Source organism: Brevibacillus sp. SIMBA_040 (genome assembly GCF_046535075.1).
Taxonomy (GTDB): domain Bacteria; phylum Bacillota; class Bacilli; order Brevibacillales; family Brevibacillaceae; genus Brevibacillus.
Genome location: NZ_JAWRXI010000010.1, coordinates 68452 through 91226 on the forward strand (window position 1 = coordinate 68452; position 22775 = coordinate 91226).

Annotated in this window: 25 protein-coding genes; 5 read left to right on the plus strand and 20 right to left on the minus strand. The window is 47.1% G+C overall.

Annotated features, from left to right (window positions below; translation table 11 throughout):
* Nucleotides 1–9: 9 nt before the first annotated feature.
* The 13 genes from SB752_RS17950 to SB752_RS18010 all read right to left on the minus strand — a co-directional run bounded on the left by SB752_RS17950 (nucleotide 10) and on the right by SB752_RS18010 (nucleotide 12707).
* Nucleotides 10–909, minus strand: a complete 900-nt coding sequence (locus SB752_RS17950) for an SDR family oxidoreductase (protein WP_410716975.1) — start codon at nucleotides 907–909, stop codon at nucleotides 10–12.
* A gap of 122 nt (nucleotides 910–1031) precedes the next feature.
* A complete protein-coding gene (locus SB752_RS17955; RefSeq protein WP_410716976.1) occupies nucleotides 1032–2378 on the minus strand; it encodes an LLM class flavin-dependent oxidoreductase in 1347 nt (448 codons plus the stop codon).
* 55 nt (nucleotides 2379–2433) lie between these two features.
* A complete protein-coding gene (solA, locus tag SB752_RS17960) occupies nucleotides 2434–3576 on the minus strand; it encodes an N-methyl-L-tryptophan oxidase (protein ID WP_410716977.1) in 1143 nt (380 codons plus the stop codon).
* A gap of 22 nt (nucleotides 3577–3598) precedes the next feature.
* Nucleotides 3599–4786, minus strand: coding sequence for an amidohydrolase (locus SB752_RS17965; protein WP_410716978.1), 1188 nt, complete (start codon nucleotides 4784–4786; stop codon nucleotides 3599–3601).
* On the minus strand, nucleotides 4762–5808 hold the full coding sequence (locus tag SB752_RS17970) for an LLM class flavin-dependent oxidoreductase (protein WP_410716979.1): 1047 nt from the start codon (nucleotides 5806–5808) through the stop codon (nucleotides 4762–4764). Before SB752_RS17970 ends, SB752_RS17965 begins: the two co-directional genes overlap by 25 nt.
* A 32-nt stretch (nucleotides 5809–5840) precedes the next feature.
* Nucleotides 5841–6593, minus strand: a complete 753-nt coding sequence (locus tag SB752_RS17975; RefSeq protein WP_410716980.1) for an amino acid ABC transporter ATP-binding protein — start codon at nucleotides 6591–6593, stop codon at nucleotides 5841–5843.
* Nucleotides 6590–7300 carry an amino acid ABC transporter permease gene (locus SB752_RS17980; protein ID WP_410716981.1) on the minus strand — a complete coding sequence of 237 codons (711 nt, stop codon included), beginning with the start codon at nucleotides 7298–7300 and terminating at the stop codon, nucleotides 6590–6592. The genes SB752_RS17975 and SB752_RS17980 overlap by 4 nt, the downstream gene beginning before the upstream one ends.
* Nucleotides 7297–8085 (minus strand): amino acid ABC transporter permease, encoded by a 789-nt coding sequence (locus SB752_RS17985; protein WP_410716982.1) that lies wholly within the window; start codon nucleotides 8083–8085, stop codon nucleotides 7297–7299. The genes SB752_RS17980 and SB752_RS17985 overlap by 4 nt, the downstream gene beginning before the upstream one ends.
* A gap of 30 nt (nucleotides 8086–8115) precedes the next feature.
* Nucleotides 8116–8946 carry a transporter substrate-binding domain-containing protein gene (locus tag SB752_RS17990; RefSeq protein ID WP_410716983.1) on the minus strand — a complete coding sequence of 277 codons (831 nt, stop codon included), beginning with the start codon at nucleotides 8944–8946 and terminating at the stop codon, nucleotides 8116–8118.
* Between the two features lie 227 nt (nucleotides 8947–9173).
* Nucleotides 9174–9725, minus strand: coding sequence for a GNAT family N-acetyltransferase (locus SB752_RS17995; RefSeq protein WP_410716984.1), 552 nt, complete (start codon nucleotides 9723–9725; stop codon nucleotides 9174–9176).
* Nucleotides 9726–9918: 193 nt separating this feature from the next.
* Nucleotides 9919–10818 (minus strand): sugar phosphate isomerase/epimerase, encoded by a 900-nt coding sequence (locus SB752_RS18000; protein ID WP_410716985.1) that lies wholly within the window; start codon nucleotides 10816–10818, stop codon nucleotides 9919–9921.
* Between the two features lie 114 nt (nucleotides 10819–10932).
* Nucleotides 10933–11568, minus strand: coding sequence for a DUF1444 family protein (locus SB752_RS18005; protein ID WP_410716986.1), 636 nt, complete (start codon nucleotides 11566–11568; stop codon nucleotides 10933–10935).
* Nucleotides 11569–11588: 20 nt separating this feature from the next.
* Nucleotides 11589–12707 (minus strand): DUF3900 domain-containing protein, encoded by a 1119-nt coding sequence (locus SB752_RS18010; RefSeq protein WP_410716987.1) that lies wholly within the window; start codon nucleotides 12705–12707, stop codon nucleotides 11589–11591.
* 111 nt (nucleotides 12708–12818) lie between these two features.
* Between SB752_RS18010 and SB752_RS18015 the strand changes: the two genes are divergently transcribed.
* Nucleotides 12819–13676: a serine/threonine protein kinase gene (locus tag SB752_RS18015; RefSeq protein ID WP_410716988.1), complete on the plus strand. Its 858-nt coding sequence runs from the start codon at nucleotides 12819–12821 to the stop codon at nucleotides 13674–13676.
* A 52-nt stretch (nucleotides 13677–13728) separates the two neighbouring features.
* Here SB752_RS18015 and SB752_RS18020 read toward each other — a convergent pair whose 3' ends face one another.
* The 3 genes from SB752_RS18020 to SB752_RS18030 form a co-directional block, all read right to left on the minus strand.
* Nucleotides 13729–13884 (minus strand): hypothetical protein, encoded by a 156-nt coding sequence (locus SB752_RS18020; RefSeq protein ID WP_410716989.1) that lies wholly within the window; start codon nucleotides 13882–13884, stop codon nucleotides 13729–13731.
* Nucleotides 13885–13923: 39 nt separating this feature from the next.
* Nucleotides 13924–15207, minus strand: coding sequence for a DEAD/DEAH box helicase (locus SB752_RS18025; protein WP_410716990.1), 1284 nt, complete (start codon nucleotides 15205–15207; stop codon nucleotides 13924–13926).
* A gap of 169 nt (nucleotides 15208–15376) precedes the next feature.
* Complete coding sequence (locus SB752_RS18030) at nucleotides 15377–15520, minus strand: hypothetical protein (RefSeq protein WP_162839533.1); 144 nt, start codon at nucleotides 15518–15520, stop codon at nucleotides 15377–15379.
* A 134-nt stretch (nucleotides 15521–15654) separates the two neighbouring features.
* Between SB752_RS18030 and SB752_RS18035 the strand changes: the two genes are divergently transcribed.
* Complete coding sequence (locus SB752_RS18035) at nucleotides 15655–16710, plus strand: phosphodiester glycosidase family protein (protein WP_410716991.1); 1056 nt, start codon at nucleotides 15655–15657, stop codon at nucleotides 16708–16710.
* Between the two features lie 31 nt (nucleotides 16711–16741).
* Nucleotides 16742–17254 carry a DUF6886 family protein gene (locus SB752_RS18040; RefSeq protein ID WP_410716992.1) on the plus strand — a complete coding sequence of 171 codons (513 nt, stop codon included), beginning with the start codon at nucleotides 16742–16744 and terminating at the stop codon, nucleotides 17252–17254.
* 58 nt (nucleotides 17255–17312) lie between these two features.
* Here SB752_RS18040 and SB752_RS18045 read toward each other — a convergent pair whose 3' ends face one another.
* A complete protein-coding gene (locus SB752_RS18045) occupies nucleotides 17313–18884 on the minus strand; it encodes an ABC-F family ATP-binding cassette domain-containing protein (protein ID WP_410716993.1) in 1572 nt (523 codons plus the stop codon).
* Between the two features lie 33 nt (nucleotides 18885–18917).
* On the minus strand, nucleotides 18918–19775 hold the full coding sequence (locus tag SB752_RS18050) for a hypothetical protein (protein ID WP_410716994.1): 858 nt from the start codon (nucleotides 19773–19775) through the stop codon (nucleotides 18918–18920).
* Between the two features lie 213 nt (nucleotides 19776–19988).
* Here SB752_RS18050 and SB752_RS18055 point away from each other — a divergent pair, with 213 nt between their 5' ends.
* Complete coding sequence (locus tag SB752_RS18055; protein WP_103106089.1) at nucleotides 19989–20138, plus strand: small acid-soluble spore protein P; 150 nt, start codon at nucleotides 19989–19991, stop codon at nucleotides 20136–20138.
* Nucleotides 20139–20275: 137 nt separating this feature from the next.
* Nucleotides 20276–21001 carry a DUF5937 family protein gene (locus tag SB752_RS18060; protein ID WP_410716995.1) on the plus strand — a complete coding sequence of 242 codons (726 nt, stop codon included), beginning with the start codon at nucleotides 20276–20278 and terminating at the stop codon, nucleotides 20999–21001.
* 64 nt (nucleotides 21002–21065) lie between these two features.
* On the opposite strand, the gene SB752_RS18065 is transcribed toward SB752_RS18060, so the two are convergent.
* The gene (locus tag SB752_RS18065; RefSeq protein ID WP_103106087.1) at nucleotides 21066–21227 is read right to left on the minus strand and encodes an aspartyl-phosphate phosphatase Spo0E family protein; all 162 of its coding nucleotides are present in this window, start codon (nucleotides 21225–21227) and stop codon (nucleotides 21066–21068) included.
* A gap of 136 nt (nucleotides 21228–21363) precedes the next feature.
* Entirely contained in the window at nucleotides 21364–22773 is a 1410-nt protein-coding gene (gene lpdA, locus SB752_RS18070; RefSeq protein WP_410716996.1) for a dihydrolipoyl dehydrogenase, read from the minus strand.
* Nucleotides 22774–22775 lie beyond the last annotated feature (2 nt).

Below are 22775 nucleotides of genomic sequence, written 5' to 3' on the forward strand. Positions count from 1 at the left end.
CCAAGAAGTCTATGTTTCCGTCATCGTCCCACCGTTTACATGAAGCACCTGGCCCGTCACGTAACCGGAATCATCGGACGCTAGATAGACATAGGTGGGGGCCAATTCGAACGGTTGACCGGCACGGCGCATAGGCGTATCCGAACCCAGGGTAGTAATATATTCCGCCGAATAGCTGGAAACCTGCAAGGGAGTCCAAATTGGACCAGGTGCCACCGCATTGACTCTGATGCCACTACTTACAAGCTGCAGAGACAAAGAGCGTGTGAATGAAACAATCGCTCCTTTCGTTGCGGAATAATCGATTAGCTGGGAATGCCCAGCATAGGCAGTTACCGAGGTCGTACTAATTATCGAGCTACCGGGCTGCAGGTGAGGCAGTGCCTCCTGCGTTAAAAAGAAATTTGGGAAGATGTTGGTACGAAAAGTGTCCTCCAGCTGCTGTCGGCTTATCTGGCGGATGCTGGCTTGCGGAAATTGAACACCCTGATTGATCACCAGCACATCCAGCTTCCCATAACTGGCAACCGTTCTCTGTATGACCTCTCGACACCACAGCTCATCCCGCAAATCGCCAGGAAGCAGCAAACAGCTACGGCCATAGCTCTCGATGACCTGCTTCGTTTCTTCTGCGTCAATGTGCTCATCGAGATAAGGGATGGCTACGTCTGCTCCCTCCTTGGCAAACGCAACGGCCACCGCGCGCCCGATCCCGCTATCTCCGCCCGTAATAATCGCTACCTTATCCCTCAGCTTCCCGCTGCCGATATACTGTGGGTTGTCATATATCGGGCGCGGGACCATCAGATACTCCATTCCCGGCTGTCGATCCTGATGCTGTGCCGGAAAGGAAATAGGCACTTCTTCACATTTCATTTTATAACCGTAATACGGGTATCTTGGATACAAAATGGATCCCTCCACAATCAGTCGATATCGACATGGTATTCGCACAGCCCAGTAGTGGTTCCCTCCAAACGTACAAACCCCATCGATTGTCCGATGGGGTTCGCTGGCTTGGTACCAGTTGATCAGCCTTCTTTTAATACAGCTTTCTTTTGGACTGCGAACTTATTTTCGGGGATGGGAATACCAAGATTGCCTCGCAACGTATCTGCCTCGTACTCCTCACGGAAAAGTCTACGTTTTTGCAGGATAGGGACGATATGGTCGACGAACTCCTCCAAGCCACGAGGAACGGATGCCCCAACGATGAATCCATCTGCTGCTCCTGCTTCAAACCATTCCTGCAGTGTATCTGCTATCTTTTCTGGCGTTCCGAGCAGTGTTGGTTTCGGTGTCGCTACTCGCAGAGCTACTTGCCGCAGCGTGAGGCCTTCTTCCTTTGCCCACGCTTTCATCCTGTCCGTCGAGCTTTGGAAGCTGTTACGCCCCAGCTCTCCCAAATCTGGAAACGGCTCGTCAAGCGGGTACTGCGTAAAATCATGATGCTCATAGAAGCGGCCCAAAAAGTCCAAAGCACGATCAATGGACACCAAGCTTGCTACCTGTGCGTATTTACGCTCAGCCTCTTCCTGCGTGCTGCCGATAATCGGACCGATGCCTGGCAAAATACTGATTTCATCCGGGTTACGACCGAATAGCCTGGCGCGCCCTTTGACGTCATCATAATAAGCTTTGGCTTCTTCGAGCGTTTCTTGCCCCGTAAAGATCGCATTCGCTACCTTTGCTGCAAAATCTTTCCCATCCTCGGAGGCACCGGCTTGAAATACGACTGGCTGACCTTGCTTGGATCTGGCTACATTGAGCGGTCCTTTCACAGAAAAATACTTCCCTTTATGATTGAGCGTATGCATTTTTTTAGGATCGAAAAACACACCCGTTTCCTTGTCGCGAACGAATGCATCATCCTCCCATGAATCCCATAGCCCGGTTGTCACCTCCAGGTACTCGTTCGCGATTTTATAGCGCTCGGGATGAGAGGGATGCTCCTGCTCGGTCTTGCCGTAGTTAAGTGCTGAGCCTTCGAGTGGCGATGTCACTACATTCCAGCCGGCTCTCCCACCGCTGATCAAATCAAGTGAAGCAAATTGGCGTGCAATCGTAAAAGGCTCGCTGTAGGAGGTAGACACGGTACCGACTAAGCCAATTTTAGAGCTAATCGCAGCGAGTGCGCTCAAGATGGTTATTGGCTCAAACCGATTCAAAAAGTGCGGGATCGACTTTTCGGTAATATATAATCCATCGGCAATGAAAACAAAATCAAATTTACCTGCTTCTGCCTTTTGCGTCCATTTCTTGTATAAGTCGAAATTCACACTCGCATCTGTAATAGCGTCCGGGTGTCTCCATCCCGAAATGTTACCTCCAATCCCATGCAACATAGCACCTAGCTTGAGTTGTTTTTTGCTTCCCATGGTTTCCCCTCCTCCAGTTCTGCTACTGTTTTTGCTATCGCTAAGCTCGTTTAGGTTACGTGGTAATGGCATCAAAACGCGAAATCGAAAATGGCTTCAGCTCCACAGCGGGCTTACGATTTTCTATCAAATCAGCTAAAATTACACCTACTGCACTAGAAAATTTAAAGCCATGCCCCGAAAAGCCTCCTGCCACGAGTACATTCGCGTAATTCGGATGTCTGTCGATAATAAAATTCTCATCAGGTGTCAGCTCGTATTTGCAGACCCCTCCATTCAAAAGGCCACCGGCCGCATGGGGCATGTATGCTTCGAGTGTATTTCGCAGGTCTGTTTCATCCTCCGCAAATGCACCAAATGACTCAAGCTTTTCTCCTGGTCGCCACGTTTTGCCCCCATCATGTCTGCCGATTTTGAGTCCTGTGCCTTGAATACTCGGAAATCCGTAATAGCCTCCATGCTCGGTAGCAAGAGTAAAGCCCGGGAAGACAGCCTGGTCAAACAATCGCGGCTCTGCACGAAACCAGCCTACCGTCTTTCGAACAGCCCTCACCGGCAAAGCTACGAACGGCTCCAGTGTGTGAAGCCATGCTCCTGCACTAATTATCAATTGAGAGGCAAAATAGTTTCCACTATGCGTTTTCACGCAAACTCCAGCGTCCTGAACAACAATCTGCTCGACTGGCGTATGCACCAAAATTTCCGCCCCTTCAGCGAGGGCTAGCGACCGGTAAGCGGCGATGCATCTTTCACTAAACAGAAAACCAGCATCAGGCTCATACATGCCTTCAAACGATTCCGGCAAGCGAAAGCCCGGCCATCGTTTCGTAATTTCAGCTGCTTCTAACCGCTCGACTTTTACTCCCAGTCGGGTAGCATCCTTTATCCGGTCAAGAAAGGACAGGCGCACGTTGTCTGTCAAATTAATGACGCCTGCGCGTACAAGGAGCTGTGTTTGTGACAACTCCTCCAGCTCCCGCCACAACCGATCTGCCTGTCGAGCAAGTGAAATGTAGGTAGAACCACCACTGTACGCATGGCGAATCAGGCGTGTTTCCCCGTGATGGCTCCCCTGCTGATGAGGCGGATCAAACGAGTCAATCAAGAGCGTGCGTATGCCCCTTTTTGCGAGCTGATACCCTGCGCTTATGCCCATCGAACCCGCGCCAACTACAATAACGTCATATATTCGGCTCATTTGTTCTCGATCAGCCTCCTCTTTATTCCTGTGATGCTGCAAACCGCTCCAGCTCAGTAGCTGCCAGCTCGGCAAAAAACGAAGCACTGAGTGGCAATGCCTGTTCATCGACATCAAATGCCGGATGATGCCACTCTCTTTCTCCAGATGTCCCTATAAAAGCAAAGAACCCAGGTACTTCCTTTTGGTAAAAGGCAAAATCCTCTCCTGCTGGTGACGGCTTCGGCTCTACCACGGTAAGGCCAAGTCGCTTGGCTGTCTTCTCTGCTGCTACCGCCAGATAGGCATCGTTCGTAACAGATGGCGGACCCTGTATCCATCGCAAGGTCGCTTTTGTCCTGAAGGCAGCGGCAACACCATTTACGATCTGTTCGAAGCGTTCTATGACCCTGCTCCGAACTTCTTCGTCAAAGGTCCGAAGTGTTCCATCTAGAACGGCTTTTTCGGGTATGACATTCCATGAAGTCCCACTGTTTATTTTCGTTACACTAATGACAGCACTGTCCAAAGGATTAATGTTACGACTAACGATCGATTGGAGTGCCGTAACGAGGTGAGCTGCGGTTACAATCGGATCTATACTCGCGTCAGGTACCGCAGCATGAGAAGCAACACCTTCCAGCTCAATGACAAAGCCATCTGCTGCTGCCATGAGAGCTCCCGCTTTGATGCCGATCGTACCTGTTGGCAGCTCAGGCTTGTTATGAAAACCGTAAATCGCTCGCACTCCCTCTAAAGCACCGGCTTGCAGCACCTTCACAGCTCCGACGGCTTTTTCCTCGGCGGGCTGGAAAACAAAGCGGACGGTTCCTTTTAGCTCATGCTCCCGTTCTTTTAACAAAAAGGCTGCACCGAGTATTGCAGCAGTGTGAAAATCATGCCCGCAAGCATGCATTTTCCCAGGAATTTTGGATGCGTAGGGAAGCCCTGTCTGCTCGTGAATCGGCAACGCGTCGATGTCAGCTCGCAGGGCGATAATAGGACCTGATGCATGCTCTGGGTCACCCACCTCGGCAATCAAGCCTGTTGGCAAGGCATAGTCCGAGGAAACCCGAATACCTGCCTGCTCTAGCTGTTCTCGGATGAAAGCAGTTGTCTCGTACTCCTCATTGGAGAGCTCTGGATTTTGGTGCAGGTGCCTGCGAATGTCCACTAATCGCTGTTCGATATTTGCGAAATTTACAATCACCCCGTGATGGTTTGCTCCCATTCCACTTCTCTCCCTTCCAGCTCGGTGAAAGCTTCCTTCAGTAAAACGTAGGAACGCTTTCTCTGTTCAAAGTTTTGCACATTGGTCGAAACGACGATCAGCTCGTCGACTGCAAATTTTTCCTGCAACTCTCGCAGCTTGGCTCTTACCGACTCTTTTGTGCCTCGCGTTATTTGGGCTTGCTGCGTTTCGATTGTATATTCCTCATTCGATTGCCGAGCAAATTCCTCGGCTTGCTCTTTTGTTCCCACTGTCAGCGTCTTCCCGCTCGCTAACTTGATTTTTACAAGCTCATAGCCCCCTGCCAGCTCCTCCGCCTCTTCCTCCGAGTCGGCAACAATAACGGATAGCGCCAAAATTGGCAGTGGCTCACGTCCATCTTTCGCTTTGAAATTGCGCGCATATGCCGTAAATGCATCGCGGGCAACCTGTTCATCACTATTGATGAACAGCGCGAACACATACGGCAAACCAGACTCGGCTGCGATTTCTGCACTGGAGACACTCGTGCCTAGCACATAAATATCAGCGGGTATATCCACAACAGGTGCTGCTACAATCCCCGCATGCGGATGTTTTTCATCCACTTGATTGTGTACGTATTGCTGCAGCTCCAATAGCTTTTCAGACAACGTTGGCGGTTCCGTAATTCCTTGCTGTAAGGCACGTGTAGAGCGAGGCAAACCACCAGGCGCACGACCGATACCAAGATTGACACGGCCCGGAGCAAGTGCAGCCAGCACATTAAAGTTTTCCGCCACTTTATAAGGACTGTAATGCTGGAGCATCACTCCACCGGAGCCGATTCGGATCTGATTCGTTTGGGCAAGCAAATAGGATATTAATACCTCAGGTGAGCTGCCTGCTACCCGATCCGAATCGTGGTGTTCTGAAACCCAAAAACGATGATAGCCAAGGCGTTCTGCCAATTGTGCCAGCTCGATCGTATGCCGAAATGCCTGGGTTGGCGTTTCTCCTGCAAAAATAGGGGTTTGGTCCAAAATGCTCAGCTTGATTCCCATCTCGTTCACGCTCCTGACAAATAGTAGGCAACTTAAATCGTATAGCTCCACTCTGGTGTAATCCGCTTCAAGAACTGTTTGGTACGCTCTTCCTTTGGCGAACTGAATATTTCCTGTGGCGTCCCTTCTTCGACGATGACCCCACCGTCCATAAACACAACGTGATTGGATACTTCCCGCGCAAAGCCCATTTCATGGGTCACGACAATCATCGTGATTCCTTCCTTGGCGATCTTGCGGATGACTTCCAAAACCTCGCCGACCAGTTCAGGGTCTAGCGCAGACGTCGGTTCGTCGAATAGAATTACCTCTGGCTCCAAAGCAAGTGCTCTTGCAATCCCGACTCGCTGCTGCTGACCGCCAGATAATTCACTGGGATACGCGTCGAGCTTGCTGCTAAGTCCCACCTTCTCCAGCACGCTCACACTCCGCTCTCGTGCTTCTTCCTTTGGTCGCTTTTGCACGATCACCAAGCCTTCCATCACGTTTTCCAATGCGGTTTTATGCTTAAACAAGTTATATTGTTGAAATACCATCGCGCTCTTTCGCCGTAGCTGTAGAATGTCTTGCTTTCCTGCACGCTTGCAATCAACAATGCTCCCGCCAATGACAATCTGACCGTCGCTTGGTCTCTCCAAGTAGTTGATGCATCGCAGCAAAGTCGTCTTGCCAGAGCCACTCGGACCAAGGATGACTACCACCTCACCCTTGTTGACATGCAAATCAATCCCTTTTAAAACGTGATTGCGTCCAAAGCTTTTCGTAATATTTGTTAATTTGATCATGCGACACCTCCTCTGTTATACAGATTGATTCGCTTCTCGATAAGTCCTGTCATTCGTTCAATGGCAATGGTTAATCCCCAGAAAATAATCGCAGCGGCAATATAGGCTTCAAAAAACTTCCAATTGATTGTGGCCACAATTTGTGCTTTCGCGTTGATATCAACGACGGAAACGGTAAAAGCAAGGGTTGAGCCGTGCAGCATGCCTATCACAGAATTTGATAAATTCGGTAAGCTGGTGGCAAATGCTTGCGGAAACACAATCCGTCTCAACGCCTGCCAGGTAGTCATCCCAATCGCATAGGCTGCTTCCGTCTGTCCTCGGTTGACTGCCAAAAGCCCCGAGCGCACAACCTCTGACATGTAGGCCCCCGCCGTAATGGAGAACGAAATGAAAGCGAACCAGATTAAAGGGATCGAAGCAGCACGAAAGCTCAAACCGGCAAACGAAGCAAAACCATCAACGAGTAGAGGAAGACCAAAATAGATAAGAAACAAATGGGTTAGCATGGGCGTACCCCGGATAAACGTCACATAGGAAACTGCGATGGGATAAAGGAAGGGCACTCGATAGATGCGTATCGAGGCAATCACGATTCCAATTACAAATCCTACACTTACAGAAACAGCCGTTATCAGCAGTGTCGTTGGGAGCGCTGATAGTAAAAGTGGAAATACGTCTAGCAAAAAGGATACATCCAGCTTCATAACCCACTCCCCCCTTTTCCGAGCTTCAGCCTGGTCACGAATCCTTTATAGGATGAAAGCAAGCTGTTGCTGCCTTTCTCCTCCACCTTTTGAACAACACTCCGTTCATGGGAGAGCAGACGACGTTCCATTTTGTTAAACACTTTTTCAAGACCGATACTGATCAACAGATATATACCAGCTAAGGCGATATACGTCTCAATAAAATGCTGTGTGGCTGTTACAAGCGTTTGCGCTTTCCCTGTCAATTCGATGACTCCCAGCGAAAAGGCGAGAGACGTATCCTTGAGATTCGCGATGACAATATTGGCCAGGACAGGAATAGATACAGCAAGTGCTTGTGGTAAAACAATCCGAGAAAAAGCCTGGTAACCGTTCATGCCGACAGCGTAAGCCGCTTCCACCTGCCCCCGGTCAACCGCAGTAACCGCTGCCCGAATCGCTTCGGAGATGAATGCCCCGCTGTGCAGTGCGTACGTGAAGATGACGAACATCAATACCGGCGCCCTCGATACATCCAGAGAGAGCAGCTTCAATACTTCAGGCAACCCGTAATAAATGAGGAAGAGCTGGATTAAGACCGGAGTTCCTCGAAAAAATGACACAAATACCTGCGAAAAGTGACGCAGCACAGGTATGTTGTACAGCCTCGGTAGGGCTATGAGAAACCCGACGATAACTCCAAGCAGAATCGAAGCTACGACGATGAACATGGTTGTGCCAAGCGCGGATAGAAGCTTGGTAAAGAGTGTAAATACATAGGTGATCTCGAATTCCTTGCCCATTGCGTGATCTCACCTTTCGTTTAGCTCCAATTATTTCGTATAGTCACCGCCAAGCCATTCGCTACTCAGCTTGGTTAGGGTTCCATCAGTCTTGAGCTGTTTAATGACCTCATCGATCTTATCTGATAATACTTGCGCCTCTTGCTCATCTTTGCGAAACATGAACAGGACATTAGAGGATACCAGCGGCTCACCAACTGTCTTTAGCTTTCCTTGTGGATCGATAAGCGGGAGTGAAAAGTCGGAGCCGAGTGTCGCGTCCGCACGCCCTTGGGTCAATTGGTTAACAGCATCGTTGGCACTGCCGTTGGAGTAAACAATGTTGATGGCATTGTTATTTGCTTTGTTGTAGTTTTCTAAAATTTGCGCTGCAGCAGACGTTGCGGTGGTATAAGCCCTCTTTCCTTTTAAATCGTCGAGTGATTGGATCGTTTCGTTTTCCTTTGGTACGACTACCCTTGTCTTCCAAATGACATACGGTTCTTTGTTAAACAAATACTTTTGCTCACGCTCCGGATTTTTCTCCATTTCATGTGCGATAAAATCAATTTTCTTCGTCTCCAGACTGAGCAGTAAATTGGCAAATTCCATCGTCTGGAATTCAAACTCATAGTCCGGGAGGCGCTGATCTATTTCTCTGACCAGCTCAACGTCATAACCCGTCAGTTTTCCATTCTCGTCGATAAAGCAAACATTCGGAAATTTCGTACCGGTACCAACAATGATTTTCTTCACTCCCGCAGCTCCAGCTTCTGGCGGCTTAGATGTACTCGTCTGATTGGCACTCTCTGTCGATCCGCAGCCAACAGAAAAAATGGCTAGGCTGATAAGAAGAGATGATAACTTTCCAGATTTTTTCATAGTCGATGCCCCCTAATTTTACTTTTTATCCAATTATTCATATGGGTTTAGTTAGTTTTAATTTTATAATGGTCCGCTACGATCTGCCCAATCGTTTGGGTAATAAAAAAAGACCTTCAATTTCCCTCAATCATTTCTTTCCTTCGATTAAGAAACTTGAACGTCTCCGGTGATCCGGTCGGCTGCTATAGACTTATTCCATATATATTTTGCGTAAAACAGAGCTACTACCTACTCGTATTTACTGATTCCAGCAGGTTGGTCGTTTGCAGGTTTATTCGAAAGCTCTTCACTAAGGTGGTACCATTCATCATATCTTTGTCCTCTGCCCTTTCGAAGCCGAGATGCTCATAAAGCTTTACGGCTGCTGCCATTATATCGGAAGTATGCAAATGGAGGTAATCAGCACCCATTTGCTGCGCACGGCGTACGCACTCTTTGATCAGCGCAGTTGCTATTCCCTTTCCCCGAGCATGCGGGGAAACCGATAGCAACCGGATGATTGGACCCTTGATCCCTAATTGCGGTCGCCCATATGCTTTTTCGGAGGTAATGAACAAAAGCACACTCCCTACAATTTCTTGATTCCATTCGGCCACGATACGAGCTGCTGGATCTTCTCCATATACAGAAGCAAGTATTGAATCCCGGTAGGCTTCCCACCTGTCCTTGGGCAGCACCTCAGCATATTGCAAGTAGGCTCCTAAAGCAACCGCTTGTATCGCTTCGCGGTCCGAATCAACTGCGTCCCGAATTCGAAAAGCCTCTGTTTGAGCCACGGTACTTTCACCTCCATCAAGATCTCAAAGCTTACAATTCATAGTTATTAACTTGGAATTGTACCTTACTGTATCATCGACTACCTTCATCGTCAATAAAGAAAAGCACAAAGATTTTCTATCCACGAATAGAGAATTTCTATTGACCCTTGAACACAAATGAAAAAAGCCCAAAACCCCAGAAATTATAGGGTCATTGGGCTTTGCTTACGATTTGATCCACCCACTCATAGCATCGCTGCAGCTGCTCTTCACTCACCAACTCTGAACGGTGCTCAAACATAATCTTGATGTGAGGATTTGCCTGAAGCATCCATGTCAAGTACGCTTCGATAGGTGCCCAGCCATCCTCAACTCGACACTCGGGCAATACCGGATAATGGTTGTACTCGACCTTGTCGGTATATTTCATATTCCATAAATGAACGCTACTTGCATAAACAGCAAATTTCTTGATGACTTTCTCTGCCTGAAAAAAGGGATCAATCTTTTCTTGGAAAAATAGGCGTCCTGTATCCAAGCAAAGCTTAATTTGTGGATATTTCAAGAGTAGACCTTCCAAATAATTCGAATCGTATATGTACGAATTCAATGCATCAAATTCTAGGACTGGACTAAAGCCGTATTCGTTGCTTTTTTCCGAAAGCCATGCAAACAAGAGCTCACTTTTTTCTGCAAATTCGCCAAAGGAATAGCAGCTCTCAAACACATATTCTATCGCATCGCTAAAACGCCATTTATCCCAGTTGACACGATCATCAATAATAACTGGCTTCGGGTAATGAAATAAAATATAGGCTGGCTTGATCGCTGCCAAATAGTCCAATTCCCTCTGTATGTATTCAAACGCGTCTTGTCTCACATCCTCGTCCCGAGCCAAAAAGAGTGCATCTCTCAGCTTTGAACCCCCTGCACGCAAAGGAAAGTGAACTCCGATTTGAAAACCGTTGAGCTGAGATTCGTTCCTTAATTTTAAAATATCTGACTCTTTTTCAAATAGGCAAGCCTCGATCCCGTAAAAGGTCTGTCTATAGTCTCGCTCATACTTTTGGACATCAAACGAACCGTATTGTCCAATCATAAAGTTGCGCATGTTTTCTCTCCTCACGCTTCCCGTGATAAAAAAGACTTATACCATAAACCGGATCTTATCAAAAAAGACTGCCGCTAGCAATTGGCAGTCTTCGCATTTCCGAAATAGATCAAATCAAGCAGTTGGCGGTTTTTTCTGTACCGCCGTCTCTGAACCGTGAGACACAACGATAAACGGGGTCAACTCCCCATCCTCCCAATAAAAAGGCAGGACACAAATCGGTACTTGCCCTTTGGTAGCAAAGTCATAGGTCAATCGCGCCAATAGATTCGCCCCAGCATCACCAACCATATCGGCAATTACCAATACGTCTTGATGCGGAATGGCCACACCGAGAGCATCTCCCTGCTTGCTCTCATCAAATTTGCGAATGACGGAATCAAGCAAGATCCGGCTTGCGGCATATCCATCTGATGGACTGATAAAATGAATGTGATTACCTGCTACCTCTTGCGTTTTCACCGAAAAAGGGAGCTTTTCCAGATTGTCCATCGCACACTGATGTAGCTTTTCTTCTGTCCAGGCAGCAGACATAAGGTGACTTTGTTCAATCAGGATATATCCTTCACCCACATCCAAGGCGTATAGAAGAACCGTATCAGCCGTATGTGGCCTTGTCACCCAACGATCCGGATTTTTTTTCACCAATGATGCATGGCGTAACACTGGAAATACCTGCTGCTCTCCTCCGACTAGGGAAACTGCTTGTCCATCTGGTTTGGTTGCTTGCTTCTTTTCTTTTTCACTCAACCTCAATTACACCTCCTGCTTTACTCCCACGGCGGCCGGTCCTCATCATCTGCCTGGGCGGTAGCCATCACTGGTTGTATCGTATGACTGCGTGCTTCGATCTCTTTTACGATATCTGCCAGCGCTTTTGGTTTCACAAATTCAACGGGAGATACCCCGCGCTCGAACTGGAGCTGCTCGCCTTCCAGCAAAACTAAATAGCGCCCGTTTACCTTGGCAATGTGAAGGCTTGTCCCATAGTCCGCCAGCATGGTCCGTACTTGCATATGATCCAGCTTGAATTTAAGCTCTACCTCTGGCTGACGGTCTGTAATGATGTGCATCGCTTCCATGACCGTTTCATGCTCCCATTTTTCCGCCAATTCACGTTTTGGGCTCGCTGCGATCAGTTCGATTGCTTCTTCTTCTCGTTGTCTTTCCTCTGTTTCTTCTGGATAGGAGTATTCAATATGCTGTCTAGCCATTGAAATGACCTCTTCCGAGACGATCTGCGTCACGGTTTGCGGGTATTCGATAAAACGTAAAAACTCTTCAAAATACTTCGCATGGGAAAACTGATGAATTTTTACATGATATGGGTCATTCATTCCAGATTCAATCATATACGGGTACATAAGTGACTTCATGTTTTTTGCATTAATAGCCATTTGCACATTGGAGATCAGGCTTTTTTCGTCCGTAATGACAGCAGTCTTTTGTTCGAAATCACACTTTAAAATAAATACATACCGTTCATCTAAAAGCTCCAGTCTTGTACGAACGACAATCATGACGCCCCCCCGTACCTGTGACGTTCGCAGATACGATTGAATCAGCTCCTGACAAGGCTCCTTGCTTTCTCCTGCCGTCTCTGCTGTCAGAAGTCGGTTCAGAAGAGCATAGTTTGGATTTGAGTCTAACGGGTGACCGGGCTCCAGAACAAATTGTCCCAATTTCGTAGGTGTTCCTTCGGTTTTGGGGTTCATTTCGACTTTGCGCTTGGCGATCCGAGCAAACTCCCCATCCAGGAAATCCCGAAGCTCACTTCTTTGATATTCATCATGGCTTAAATTTCGAGTCATGCGTACTTTTTTGATACCATCCTCTTCCTCAGGCTGCTCAATCAAGTAAAAGGATAGCCAGTCAATGATAAAGTTCATCTTCACTTCCGCTCCTGTCTACATGTAACGAACTGATTATAGCAAATTCAAATAAAAACGGTCAGTCATTTTTATGTTTCATGGTAAGATGAATACAGGAGGGAAGCGGATATGTGGACTCAATTGATAACGTGGTGGGACGATACCATCCGCGATAGGCCCTATCGTCCGGGATCACAGATTGGCGATTATGAGATTGTGAATGTTCTTGGAATTGGTAGTTACGGGATCGCCTACCTCGCCACGCACACTCCGATGGGAAATCATGTTGTGCTAAAGCAAGTAAAACCGAGCCTACGTGGGACTGCAAAAGGAGAAGCCATGCAGGTGTATGAGCAGCAGGTCTTATCCACACTCTCCCACCCTCAGGTTCCTAAGTGGATTGATTCGTTCCGCTACAGAAAAGACTCCTTTTTGGTGATGACTTATTTTGAGGGACCCACCCTGGAAGAATTGCTTTTTGATCATCATATCGTTGTAGATGAGCGAATCTGTATGCGATTGATGCGGCAGATTGGTGAATTGGTCGCTTATCTCCACACACACGGACTCATTCACCGGGATGTTCGGATTCCAAATGTCATATGGCAAAACAATACACCGTACCTGATTGATTTTGGGCTCGCTCGATTCGTTGGAGATAAACCGACCTATGGCGCTGATGACCTGGAAGCCTACCCGCTTGAAAAGCAGCTAAAACGGGAAGTCGCTCCTTCCAGCGATTTGTACGCATTGGGACACTTCTTTTTATTCATGCTCTATTCCGGATATACGGCGAATGAAAACGAACCTGAGCGCAGCTGGGAGGAAGAGCTTTCGCTGTCACCCGCTCTCTACCAGATGATACGCCGCTTGCTTCAGCTGGATCAGCCATATGAACACGTACATGAATGGCTTATCCAGCTGGATGCGTTACTAAACACGTTCGATAACCCGAAGCAAGAAGAAAGAGCAGAGCATGCGCAATGACGCCTCATTACGTTAGCCCTGCTCTTTTTCTTTTTCGATGTCGGAAATCCCATTATTCGGCGATTGTTTCTTGCTTTGCCTCTTCGATCTTTTCCTTCAGCTCGCCAGATTCCCTGCGAAGCACCTGCCGCTCTTGCTTGGACAATACCTCACCACCGACCGTGCCATTCACCAGTAAATCCTCTTCATACAAGCGATCTTTGCGCATGGAACCCTCCTGCTAGACAAGAGTAATGTACCGCTTGTCCTACTTTGTTCCAAAGCCGCCTTTCTTATGTACACGTTTTGCCCCCGAAGCGGACTTCGCCTTCGGAGCAGAAGAAGGTTTCGTTGCAGCAGCCTTGGGGGACGCAGCTTTTGCAGATTGTGGTTGTCCGGCTTTCCCCGGATTCCGTACAGGCTTCGGATCCTCCAAGCCCCCATGTGACATAAACTTTTCAGCGATCGCCAAGCCCGTTTGCTTAGCAAATTTTTGAATGATAAATCGTTCCTGTGGGTTAATGATGGAGAAAACAAGTCCCGCACGTCCCATTCTGCCTGTGCGTCCGCTGCGATGTACATATGTATCCCCATCCGAGGCCGGATCATAATGCACAATGCACTCCACACCCGGAATATCAATACCACGTGCTGAAACATCCGTTGTAATCAACACAGGAAAAACACCTTCACGGAACTGTTGTAGGGTACGAGCCCGCTCTTCCTTGGTTGCGTCACGATGCAGCAGTCTGCACGGTAAATGGTGATAATTGAGCTTGGAAACGATCTCATCCACCTTTTCGATCTGATTGACAAAAACGATGGAGGAGCGCACATTCACCAGTCGCAACAGACGGCGCAGCGTATCCACTTTTTTGCGAGGATCTGTTACCAAGTACATATGGGCGACTCCAGCAGCTCCTTCTGGTGCAGCTGAGCGGATGACGGCTGCTTCTTTTGTAAAAACATTAGCTGCTTTAATGACATCCTCGGGAATCGTAGCAGAGAATAGCAAACGCTGTGTATCTCGCAATGTTTTTTTCATGACCTCTTGAACAGGCTTGCCAAAACCTGCATCCAGCATCCGGTCGGCTTCATCCACGACGACTGTTTTGACCTCGTGCACTTTTAATTTGCGTTGTTCAATCAACTCCAGCAGTCTTCCTGGAGTCGCTACGACAAGCACCGGCTTCTTTTTCAGTCTCTCCACCTGACGCTTCACGTCAGCTCCCCCAATGAGTGGGACCACAGCCGTATCATAAGCCGGAAGCAAGCTTTCTGCTTCTCTGGCAATCTGAACAACCAATTCGTGCGTAGGAGCCAGTACAATTACTTGTACATCTTTCTTTTCCATATCGATTTTAGTTAGTAACGGCAGCAAATAGGCAAACGTCTTGCCTGTTCCTGTCGGAGATTCAACCAATGCGTCCCTGCCTTCGAGAATCAAGGGAATGGCATCCGCTTGAACAGGCGTTGGGTTGTCCATTTTTCGTTCACGCAAAACATCGAGAAGAGATGCGCTAATGTGTAATTCAGCAAACGTGGTGCTCACAAGAACCCTCCTGGCTTTAAAATCGTGCATCTGGTAAGCTTACCATATTTTCTTCATAGAAAACAGGTGGAGCACGTCTGGCAGTCAATATCCAATTTTAATAAAATTAAATTAAAGTTAATTTTAAATGAAAAAGCGAAATCCCTCTTCGGGACTTCGCCTGATGTTTTTACCCGTTATTTGAATCCATTCGTGTTTCTTGTTTTTCGCCCTGGTCTTGGCGGTCCCGGCTCGTTGTTTGATTTCGTGTTCCTTTTGGGCTTTCCATGTACTCCTCAACCTCTTTTTGAAACGCAGCATCATACTCACGCATTCTGCTCACCTCCTGCCACTATTTTTACCTTGGTACTCATTTATTATTTTCCTGAAACTTTTTACCCAGTTCTTCGTCCTTTCATATAGGATCATTACAATTGTTACATTTCTTAGATGGGTGTGAATATTTTCATGCAAACCTTGTCACGTACACAATCTCACAAACGAGTAAAAAGAAAGCGCCCTATGCGCTGGCTGAAACGGCTCATGCTTGCTTCTGCCCTCTCATTTACAACCATCGCGCTTGTAGGAATCATCTTCTTTTTCGGTACAAAAACAGGTGAAGAATTACGTGAGTGGGCAGCCGGGACCTTGCTCACAACTCAACACGACTATTGGGCTCCTTACACTTTTTTACCAGAAGAAAAATTGAATGCCCTCAAGGAGCAAATCCGTAATCCGGAAGTGATCAACTCGGAGACGCAGGCAGAGATCAAAGAGCCTGAAAGCCAGCCGGACACTGTCACTGTACCTGAAAAGCCGAAGGAGCTTGTAGAAGTCGAAGAAATCAATGTCTCCAAGGGCAGCTACTATTTTAAAGGGAAGATCATGAACATCAGCGATCCCAAACGCGTACAGCTACTGCTCACTAACCGCAAGGACCGTGGCGATCTGCTAGATGAATTCGTCAAGAAATCGAATGCAATCGGTATTGTAAATGCCAGCGGCTTTGCTGATCCAGATGGCTATGGTAAAGGAGCAAAGGCGTATGGAGTTGTCATTCATGACGGAAAAATTTTGCAAGGCTACAATCCAAAGAGTGGAGAGACTGCTTTGGGAATCACATACGAAGGAAAATTGATTACAGGCAGCTACACTGCTGAACAATTGGTTGAAATGGGGGTTCGGGATGCGATGAGCTTTCGCCCTCAGCTGATTGTAAATGGCAAAAATCTGTTTATTGATAAACCAGCCAAGAGCTGGGGAATTCAACCACGCACAGCCATTGGTCAAAAAGCAGATGGTACGATCGTCTTCGTTGTGATAGACGGACGACAGCCAGGTCATTCCATCGGGGCAAGCATGAACGATTTAGCAGAGCTTTTGGAAGAGCACGGTGTCGTTACCGCTATGGCTATGGACGGTGGGTCCAGCTCCATGATGCTTCACAATGGCGAAGCGATTACGAAAACCTCTTGTCCTTACTATCGCGGCCGTTATTTACCAAACGCCTGGGCGGTCATTTAATCCATTCGATTATCAACGGGATGTGTATATCATGGAAGTATTATTCCACTATAGTGAAGATCCAACCATTACACAGTTTGTACCACGAGCACATCCTTCTCATCCGGGACTTTCCCCCGCTGTATGGGCGATTGATGAAAAACAAGCACCTATGTATTTTTTGCCAAGAGATTGCCCGCGAATTGCCTTTTATCAAACGGAAGAATCAAAGGAAGAAGATGTCAACCGATTTTTGGGCGTAAGCACTGCCAGAATGATCATCGTCATTGAGAACCGCTGGTATACACAAGTAAAAGAAGCGATCTTGTATCAATATTCCTTTTCGCCGGACTCGTTTTACTGTTGGGATCATAGGGCCGGCTATTATCTCTCGCATGATCCTGTCGAGCCTATCCACGTACAGGCAGTGGGAGATTTGCTTGCCAGACTCAGCCAAGAGGATATTGAACTGCGCATGACACCGTCGCTATCTCCTCTGCGCGAGGCTCTTCTTCCGAGCAGCTTACATTTTTCCATGATCCGAATGCGCAATGCCATCCTATAGCACAAAACGTAAAAACAGGCAGTTCCACAAAAACGTGGGCTGCCTGTTATTTTGTTGCTTACAATTTAATTGGGGTCTTCGCTTGCTCCAGACTCCATTTTTCTACATCCCATGTCTGTGTTACCCAGTCCTCGTAAAACTCCGGTTCGTGGCATACTAACAGCACAGTCCCTTTAAATTCCTTCAGTGCTCGCTTCAGCTCTTCCTTCGCGACCACATCCAAGTGGTTCGTCGGCTCGTCAAAAACAAGCCAGTTGCTTTCTCGTTGCAGCAGCTTGCAAAGGCGTACTTTTGCCTGCTCTCCCCCGGAGAGTGCGTTCATGTTGCGGTTTATATGCTCATTCTTCAAGCCACAGCGTGCTAATGCTCCGCGAACCTCATGGTTATTCATCGCAGGAAACTCGTTCCACACTTCGTCCAAGGCCGTGATTGGCTTTGCCTTTACTTCCTGTTCGAAGTAAGCAGGATTCAGGAAATCTCCACGATCCAGCTTACCACCAAGCGGAGGAATCACACCGAGCAAGGTTTTGAGCAAGGTAGATTTTCCTACCCCGTTCATTCCGACAATCGCTACTTTTTCGCCGCGCTCCAGCTTAACACTCAGCTTTGGCAGCAATGCATGAGAATAGCCGATCTCCAAATCGTCCGCTTCGACGACAAAACGGCTGCTTGCCCGTGATTCCTTAAAAATAAAGGTCGGTTTGGCTGCTGTTTCCGGCTTGTCGATACGCTCGATTTTCTCCAATTGCTTTTGACGGCTCTTGGCACGTCCAGTGGTGGACGCACGCGCTTTGTTACGGGCAATAAAATCTTCCATACGTGCAATCTCTTCCTGCTGCTTTTCAAATGCGTCAAAATGCTGACTACGCTTGGTTTCCGACTGCGCGAGGAATGATTCATAGTTCCCTGTATAGCGGTTTAGTTTTGTAAATTCAAGATGATAAATAACGTTTACAACCTCGTTCATAAAGGACGTGTCATGAGAAATCAGCATGAAGGAGTACGGATAATCCTTCAAGTAGTTTTTCAGCCAAACGATATGCTCTTCGTCCAGATAGTTTGTCGGCTCATCCAGCAAAAGAACAGTCGGTTGCTCTAAGAGGAGCTTGGCAAGTAAAACTTTGGTGCGCTGACCCCCGGACAGAGATGCAACGTCGCGCTCCAAGCCAATCGCACTCAGACCTAGTGCGTTTGCAATCTCATCCACTTTGGCATCGATCAGGTAAAAGCCGCTTGTCTCCAGCTTATCCTGAATCTCCCCCATACGCTCCAACAGCTCTTCTAGCTCCTCAGGGGATGCCTCAGCCATTTTTTCACCAATGACCATCAACTCCTGCTCCTGCTCCAAAAGCGGCAGAAAAGCGTCCTTGAGTACGTCACGAATGGTCTTGCCTGCTTGCAGCTTTGTATGCTGATCGAGATAGCCATACTGAATCTTTGGCATCCACTCGACGCGTCCATTATCTGCCATGTTTTGTCCGGTCAGAATCCCCATCATTGTGGATTTTCCTGTACCATTTGCTCCGACAAGACCTACGCGATCACCTGGTTGCAAGCGGAATGATACATCTTTAAACAAAATACGGTCCCCAAATCCATGGGACAAATTTTCCACAATCAAAACACTCATGTTCTTCCTCCTGATCTGTTTCCTCTACGAGGGTTACAAAATAATTCTTTCAAAAAATGCTGGAGAAAAATGATCACTGTAATTCTCCCCAGTCATAATTAACTGGTCCAGTCGTACGCGCAAATCCTGAAGGCTGATTCCCTCCATGGCAGCGTTCAAAATAGTAGCACGAGCCATGAGTCGAAGGACATTCACTTCATCCGCAAGTGAATCACCAAACACTTTACCACTATGCACAATCTCCGAGCGATGATTGTACGATTTTTTAATAAACTGTGCAATTTTTTCTCGCTGCTCAAAGGTCTCCCCGAAATAATACGCCATCCGAACCCGCAATTTGTATGTGATTTCCCCTTTTTTTCCATCCGGAACAAACAGTGACTCTAGGCCGATCCATAGATCGAGCAATTGATCCTCATAGCTTTTCTTCTCCAAAGAGAGGGAGTAACGGCGAAAAGCCAGTCCCGGAAGCTTGCGCTCAATCAGGGAGAGAAACACATTTTGGGCAGAATCATCAAACATATATTTGGTGCCATCCAGGGAACGCTTTAGATACGTAATTCCAAACTGATTGCCATTGGCAGTGATGACATAAGGAATGGAACAAATACCTTTAAAGGTCGATATATTAAGCTTGTTCTCAATTTCCTCAATCCAAACTCGATCATCGGTCACCCTCATATCAGGATGATCTGCTATAAGAAACAAGCTCGTCTGATCTACACGCTTATCAAACAACCGCTTGTTTTCATCCATCTCGTGGCGCAAAAATTTAGATGCAATTTCATAAGGCTTTTGAACACCAGAAACCAAATGATAGGAGTTTGGAAGTTCAATCTGAATTGGATGAGGAGTAGTAGAATTGAACACAGGTGCAATCAACAGTGGCATAGTATCGCTCCTTTCAGATGGATCTTCCACTAGAGCTCATGTTTGTTTACATAATAAAAGTTATGTTATATAAACAGTATCGTGCCATTTGCGTCTTTTGACAACATATCAATTCCTTCTAATCGCGGACATGCTTCCCTATAGAATACCAGCAATTCCTATGATTCGTCATCATCCGTTTGCGACAAACTATAATAGAAGGAGCTGATCACGATGGAACGAGATCAAATTCGGGATGTAAACCCTCATCAAATCTACAATAATGAAGCACAATCTCTTGAACAAACAGGCGAGCCTCAGCCTGGCTCTAAAAAAGTGAAACAAAAAAATCACTCTCGCGCTATTAAAACAAGAGAAGGTTAACGAATAAAAAATTGGATTGCCCGACTTTTAAATGGAGTCGGGTTTTCTCATTTCCTTTTTTTTACAACAAAAGATTGAATTGTCCCATGAGGATGAACTATGATAAATTTAGTATCCTTGATGGAGGTTAAGTGAAGATGATCAGCATTCCACTCCCAAGCAACAGCTCTCTTTCCCAAACGATTAGCTATAGTGTTTCTCCTTTATTTGAGTTAGCAGCCAGCCTACATACTCTCGCACAGCCAGCTCCCCCTGCGCGCTTCGTCAATTGGACACGGGAAATCCATGCTCGGTTTAAAGAAGCGAGGCTCCATAGCGATTGGGAATACTTTCTTCCCCTCTTCCGCTATGGAATTCCTGATTCCTTTGATCCCGTCTTTACAAAAGGGGTTATGTCTGTCGAAGATCAATATGAATATTTCGTTACTCTTCCAACGGATGAATTCATACGCAGCTTGCAGCCTTTATTACATGAGTGGAATCAGCATCATGATACTCCCAGCGTGGTTTTTGATATAGAGGAAGACTCTGATTATGTGAAGGGGCGTTTCAGTCTGTTTGTTTCTTCGTATTGGCAACTATTTTTTGAGGCAAACTGGGAGGCCATTGCCCCCTCTTTTGTTCGGGAAGCAGAACAAATTCACCTGATGCTAGCTGATCTTTCTGCATGCTTACCATTTTTAAATAATATCTCACCCGAAATCACCTATGACGCAGAAGCTCATCGTCTCCTCTGTCCGACCAAGGGGGCAAGCGTTGAGGTTCAGCAGCTTGTTCTCTATCCAAGCCATTACTTTGCTCATGAGCCCCTCCTAACCAAAAGAGGAATAAGCGCACATCTGCTGTACTGCTTTTCTACATAAGGGACCGTCGAATATCACGTCGTCTTAGCAATTCTTATATATAGAAAGCTCAATATAAAACGCCCTATGAAGGGCGTTTTTCATGCATCATATGTGCAACGATTAACTTATCCAATTGTTGACTGATACGAACAATTTCTGGGTCAAGAAAATTGTAACCAGCATCTTTAGCTGCTCGCTCTAGCTTTTGGCGCAAGTCATCAATCATCTTACTCGTATTTTCCATGCTGCCAGGCCCCCACCCAACTTTTGTCTCCCACTATTTTACATTATATAAGAACAGGTGGAAAGGGTAAGATGTGGAAGAAAAAAACCTTGCACCATCAAAGGTACAAGGCTTTTTCCGAGCGATTGCAAGCTTTTTACTTCATTACGTGGATCGGACGACCCAATGCAAGCTCAGCTGCCTCCATCGTTACCTCACCCAATGTAGGATGCGCATGAATGGTCAGCTCGATGTCTTCAAGAGTTGCACCCATTTCGATCGCCAAACCAATTTCTGCAATGATATTGGATGCTTCAGGACCGACGATTTGTGCGCCCAATACGAGATTCGTTTCTTTTTCAGCGATCAGCTTCACATAGCCTTCACCTGCATTGACGGACAGTGCACGGCCATTTGCAGCAAATGGGAAGCGACCTACTACATAGCCAATGCCTTTTTCTTTTGCTTCTTTTTCGTTGATACCTACGCTCGCAATTTCCGGATCGCAGAAGACAACCGCTGGAATTGCTTTGTAGTCAACTTCTGCCGGGTGACCAGCAATTGCTTCCGCTGCTACCTTACCTTCGTAGGAAGCTTTGTGAGCAAGTGCTGGACCAGCTACGATATCACCAATCGCATACACGTTCGGGATATTCGTGCGGCCTTGTTTATCAACGACAATCAGACCACGATCAGTCAGGTTCATGCCAATATCTCGCACGCCGAGCTCATCTGTATTAGGACGGCGACCAACAGTTACGAGTACATATTCTGCCTCGATTTGCTGCTGCTCTCCTTTTACCTCAGCTTTTACGATTACGCCATTTTCGGTTTCTTCCATTCCTTGGGCAAGTGCCTTCGTATTGATGGTAACGCCCAGCTTTTTCAGCTTGCGCTCAACCAGACGTGGCATATCAGGCTCAAAGCCAGGCAGGATTTGATCGGAGCCTTCCAAAATGGTTACCTTGGTTCCAAACTTGGCGAAAACAGTACCCAGCTCGATACCAATATAGCCGCCGCCAATTACAACGAGGCTTTTTGGCAGCTCAGTCAAAGATAGAGCTTCTGTCGAGGACAGTACGCGCTTGCCAAATGGGAAAGCAGGCAATTCAATTGGACGGGAACCTGTAGCGATAATGCAATGCTCAAAACGGTAACGGTTAACGTCGTAGCCGTGGAATACACGAACTTCGTTTTCGCTAACGAACAATGCTTCACCAGGGATGACTTGGATTTTGTGCCCTTTGAACAGAGAGCCAACGCCACCAGTCAATTGCTTCACGATGCCGCTTTTCCACTCTTGTACTTTGGCAAAGTCCACTTTTACATTTTCCATCGTGATACCCATGGACTCTGTATGCTGCGTGTGTTCGTATGTGTGAGCAGCGTGAATCATTGCTTTGGATGGGATGCAGCCTACGTTCAAGCATACGCCGCCGATATCCGCTTTTTCTACAACAGCAACGGTTTTTCCCATCTGGGCGGCACGAATAGCAGCCACATAACCACCAGGACCTGCACCGATTACGAGAACATCTACTTCTGTAGTAAATTCACCTACTACCATAG

Coding starts and splice junctions, on each gene's coding strand:
- SB752_RS17955 (WP_410716976.1), bottom strand. CDS start 2,378: ATGGGAAGCAAAAAACAACTCAAGCTAGGTGCTATGTTGCATGGGATT.
- solA (WP_410716977.1), bottom strand. CDS start 3,576: ATGAGCCGAATATATGACGTTATTGTAGTTGGCGCGGGTTCGATGGGC.
- SB752_RS17965 (WP_410716978.1), bottom strand. CDS start 4,786: ATGGGAGCAAACCATCACGGGGTGATTGTAAATTTCGCAAATATCGAA.
- SB752_RS17970 (WP_410716979.1), bottom strand. CDS start 5,808: ATGGGAATCAAGCTGAGCATTTTGGACCAAACCCCTATTTTTGCAGGA.
- SB752_RS17975 (WP_410716980.1), bottom strand. CDS start 6,593: ATGATCAAATTAACAAATATTACGAAAAGCTTTGGACGCAATCACGTT.
- SB752_RS17980 (WP_410716981.1), bottom strand. CDS start 7,300: ATGAAGCTGGATGTATCCTTTTTGCTAGACGTATTTCCACTTTTACTA.
- SB752_RS17985 (WP_410716982.1), bottom strand. CDS start 8,085: ATGGGCAAGGAATTCGAGATCACCTATGTATTTACACTCTTTACCAAG.
- SB752_RS17990 (WP_410716983.1), bottom strand. CDS start 8,946: ATGAAAAAATCTGGAAAGTTATCATCTCTTCTTATCAGCCTAGCCATT.
- SB752_RS18000 (WP_410716985.1), bottom strand. CDS start 10,818: ATGCGCAACTTTATGATTGGACAATACGGTTCGTTTGATGTCCAAAAG.
- SB752_RS18010 (WP_410716987.1), bottom strand. CDS start 12,707: ATGAACTTTATCATTGACTGGCTATCCTTTTACTTGATTGAGCAGCCT.
- SB752_RS18015 (WP_410716988.1), top strand. CDS start 12,819: ATGTGGACTCAATTGATAACGTGGTGGGACGATACCATCCGCGATAGG.
- SB752_RS18020 (WP_410716989.1), bottom strand. CDS start 13,884: ATGCGCAAAGATCGCTTGTATGAAGAGGATTTACTGGTGAATGGCACG.
- SB752_RS18030 (WP_162839533.1), bottom strand. CDS start 15,520: ATGCGTGAGTATGATGCTGCGTTTCAAAAAGAGGTTGAGGAGTACATG.
- SB752_RS18035 (WP_410716991.1), top strand. CDS start 15,655: ATGCAAACCTTGTCACGTACACAATCTCACAAACGAGTAAAAAGAAAG.
- SB752_RS18040 (WP_410716992.1), top strand. CDS start 16,742: ATGGAAGTATTATTCCACTATAGTGAAGATCCAACCATTACACAGTTT.
- SB752_RS18045 (WP_410716993.1), bottom strand. CDS start 18,884: ATGAGTGTTTTGATTGTGGAAAATTTGTCCCATGGATTTGGGGACCGT.
- SB752_RS18050 (WP_410716994.1), bottom strand. CDS start 19,775: ATGCCACTGTTGATTGCACCTGTGTTCAATTCTACTACTCCTCATCCA.
- SB752_RS18055 (WP_103106089.1), top strand. CDS start 19,989: ATGGAACGAGATCAAATTCGGGATGTAAACCCTCATCAAATCTACAAT.
- SB752_RS18060 (WP_410716995.1), top strand. CDS start 20,276: ATGATCAGCATTCCACTCCCAAGCAACAGCTCTCTTTCCCAAACGATT.
- SB752_RS18065 (WP_103106087.1), bottom strand. CDS start 21,227: ATGGAAAATACGAGTAAGATGATTGATGACTTGCGCCAAAAGCTAGAG.
- lpdA (WP_410716996.1), bottom strand. CDS start 22,773: ATGGTAGTAGGTGAATTTACTACAGAAGTAGATGTTCTCGTAATCGGT.